Source organism: Novosphingobium sp., assembly GCF_036733805.1.
Taxonomy (GTDB): Bacteria; Pseudomonadota; Alphaproteobacteria; order Sphingomonadales; family Sphingomonadaceae; genus Novosphingobium.
Genome location: NZ_DAIMZT010000106.1, coordinates 2,073 through 5,027, shown reverse-complemented (window position 1 = coordinate 5,027; position 2,955 = coordinate 2,073). Strand labels below are relative to the sequence as shown.

Sequence of the window (2,955 nt, the reverse complement as noted above, 5' to 3'; positions counted from 1 at the left end):
GAAGGCGGTCATGCGCAGCATGGCTTTTTGCCCCACCTGAAGCTGATCGATATCCTTGGGCACGATCTGCACCTCCAGCGCCAGCTCGTCTCCGTCAGGCACGATGAGCATGATCGGATCCGCCGGCGTCACCACGCCGCCCACCGTGTGCACGGCCATTTCATGCACCATGCCGGATTGCGGCGCGACGATATCGATGCGCTTCAGCTCGTCTTCGGCGGCAACCTTGCGCTCGACGAATTCGCCCATCTGCGCCTGTATTTCCCGCAGTTCCCGCCCGACCTCGGTGCGCAATTCCTGGTCGATCTGCAGGATTTGCAGCCTGGTTTCGGTGATGCGCCCTGCCGTCTGCGCCTGATAGGCGATTTTTTCGCCGCGCTCGCCGCCGAATGTCGCGGCCTGCGTCTGCAGGCTGTTCAGCCTCTGCACCGAAACGATACCCTGTTCGCGCAGGGATTTCTGCGAGGTGATTTCAGCCTGCAACACCGCAAGACCGTTATCATAGGCGACTTCCTGCGCCTTCAGCCCCTCAATCTCATGTTCGAACTGGGTGATGCGTTCGGAAAGCTGTGCTTTGCGCCCTTCGCGATAGGATTTGCGGAATTCGAACAGCTTGGTCTCGCTGCGCATGGCGGAGGCGACATCGGCATCGTCTTTTCGCGCCATCAGCGCCTGCGGAAAAACGAGCTCCGGCAGATCGTCGCGCTCGGCCTCCAACCTTGCCATGCGCGCATTCAGCTCATCCAGACGCTTGGTCACGATGGCGAGATTGGCGCGGGTCTGGGTCGCATCAAGGCGCATGACCACATCCCCGGCCTTCACCCTGTCGCCCTCATTCACCAGAATTTCACCGACGACACCACCGCTCGGGTGCTGCACCTTCTTGCTGTAGGAATCCACAACCAGGTGGCCGGAGGCGACAACCGCGCCGGCAAGATTGGTCGTCGCAGCCCATCCGCCGACACCGGCCAGCAGCGCCACACCCGCAGCAAGGCCGGCAACAAGATGTTTGCGGATGGAACGGGACACATGTCTGCGCTGATCAATGTTTGACATCCGCATCTCCTTCCTGGCTGTTCTCTTCACGGACGTCTTCCAGCACCAACGCCTGCGGCTGGGTATTGGCGACGACGCGCAGCGGCGAGATCGTCTGGGCGGATGCGGTAAATCCCTTGGCCGCCTGCGCCTGCGGAACGCGCAGTACCTTCGAAAGCACCTCGTCGCGCGGGCCGAAGGCCTTCATCCGCCCCTCTTCCATCATAAGAATGAAATCGACAGCACCGATGGCACTCGGCCGGTGGGCAACGACGACGGCAATACCGCCCCGCGCCTTGACCGAGGAAATCGCCTTGACCACGGCGGCTTCGCCTTCCGCATCGAGATTGGCGTTGGGTTCGTCCAGCACCACGATGAAGGGATCGCGGTATAGCGCACGGGCAAGGCCGATGCGCTGGCGCTGCCCGGCGGAAAGCGCCGAACCCGCCTCGCCGATATCGCTGTCATAACCCTTTTCGAAACGCAGGATCAGTTCATGCGCGCCCGCAGCCCTGGCCGCCGCGATGATGGCGTCAGGATCGGGATTATCCTCGAAACGGGAGATATTTTCACCGATCGTGCCATCGAACAGCTCCACGCCCTGCGGCAGATAGCCGATATGGCGGCCCAGCGCCTCACGGTCCCACTGCTCGAAACTTGCACCGTCCAGCCTTACCTTGCCGGCCGCCGGCATCCACGCGCCGGTGAGAATGCGCGCGAGCGTGGATTTGCCCGAGCCGGAGGGGCCGATGACGCCGAGCGCGTTTCCGGCGGTCACGATGAAGCCAAGCCCGGTGACGGTCGGTTTTCTTTCCCCCGGCGGAACGATGGTGACGTTTTCGACCCGCAGTTCCTTTTCAGGCTTCGGCAGGGCCATAGCGGCGGCATTGGCCGGCATCTGCGCAAAAAGCTCCCTCAGCCGCGCCCAGCTCTGCCGGGCGGCCACGAAGGACTTCCAGTTGGAAATGGCGAGATCGACGGGCGCGAGCGCCCGGCCCATCATGATCGAACTGGCGATCATCACGCCGCCGGAGGCCTCCTGATTGATGACGAGCCAAGCGCCGACCGCCAGAATGGCCGATTGCAGCACGACCCGCAAAGACTTCGCGATGTTGCCGAGACCGCCGGCCACGTCGCCCGCCTTGCGATTGGCGGCGAGATACGCCTCGTTGGAATTTTGCCAGCGTTTTCCGAGCCGGCCGCCAAGCCCCATGGCCTGCACGACTTCGGCATTGCGGCGCGAGGCCTCCAGCTGCCGGTTGCGGGCCATATTCTCGACCATGGTGTCGCGGATCGGCTTCTGCGAAAAGATATTGGTGAGGATCGTCAGGGAGACAAGCACTATCGCGCCGGCAAGCGCCGTCACGCCGATCCAGAAATGAAACAGAAAACATATGCCGAGATAAAGCGGCATCCACGGCAGATCGAAAAAGGCGGTCGGCCCGGTGCCGGAGAGAAAACCGCGCACATTATCGAGATCGCGCAGCGGCTGCAGACCGTCGCCCGGCATGCGGTTGACGAGCGGCAGACGCACCACCGCATCATGCACCCTGCCGGAATAACGCATGTCGAAATCTTCACCGATGCGGATCAGAACGCGGGCGCGGATGATATCGAGCAGGCACTGGAAGCCATAAAGGCCAAGCGCGAGAATGGCGAGCCCGATCAGCGTCGGCAGGCTGCCGCTTGCCAGAACCCGGTCATAAACCTGCAGCATGAAGAGCGGCGACGTGAGCGCGAGTATATTGACCACGCCGCTGACGAGCGCAACGCCGAGAAATGTGCTTTTAAGGGGCGAAACAACCGCCGCAGTGAGGGACTGCGGCGGCGTCTGCTGGTGGTTTTGAAAGCCCACAGCCTGATTTTCCTTTACGCGGCAAGCGCCGATGCGCTGGCGAAAATGAAGTCCGATGCGTCGAG

General features: G+C 62.4%; 2 protein-coding genes. Both read right to left on the bottom strand.

Annotated elements, in window-relative coordinates:
• The coding region (locus tag V7D69_RS15285) for an HlyD family type I secretion periplasmic adaptor subunit (protein ID WP_333606231.1) at positions 1–1,056 on the bottom strand (1,056 nt) is incomplete at its 3' end.
• Positions 1,043–2,955 (bottom strand): type I secretion system permease/ATPase (locus tag V7D69_RS15280; protein WP_333606230.1); only part of this gene is annotated, 1,913 nt, incomplete at its 5' end. The genes V7D69_RS15285 and V7D69_RS15280, both read right to left, overlap by 14 nt.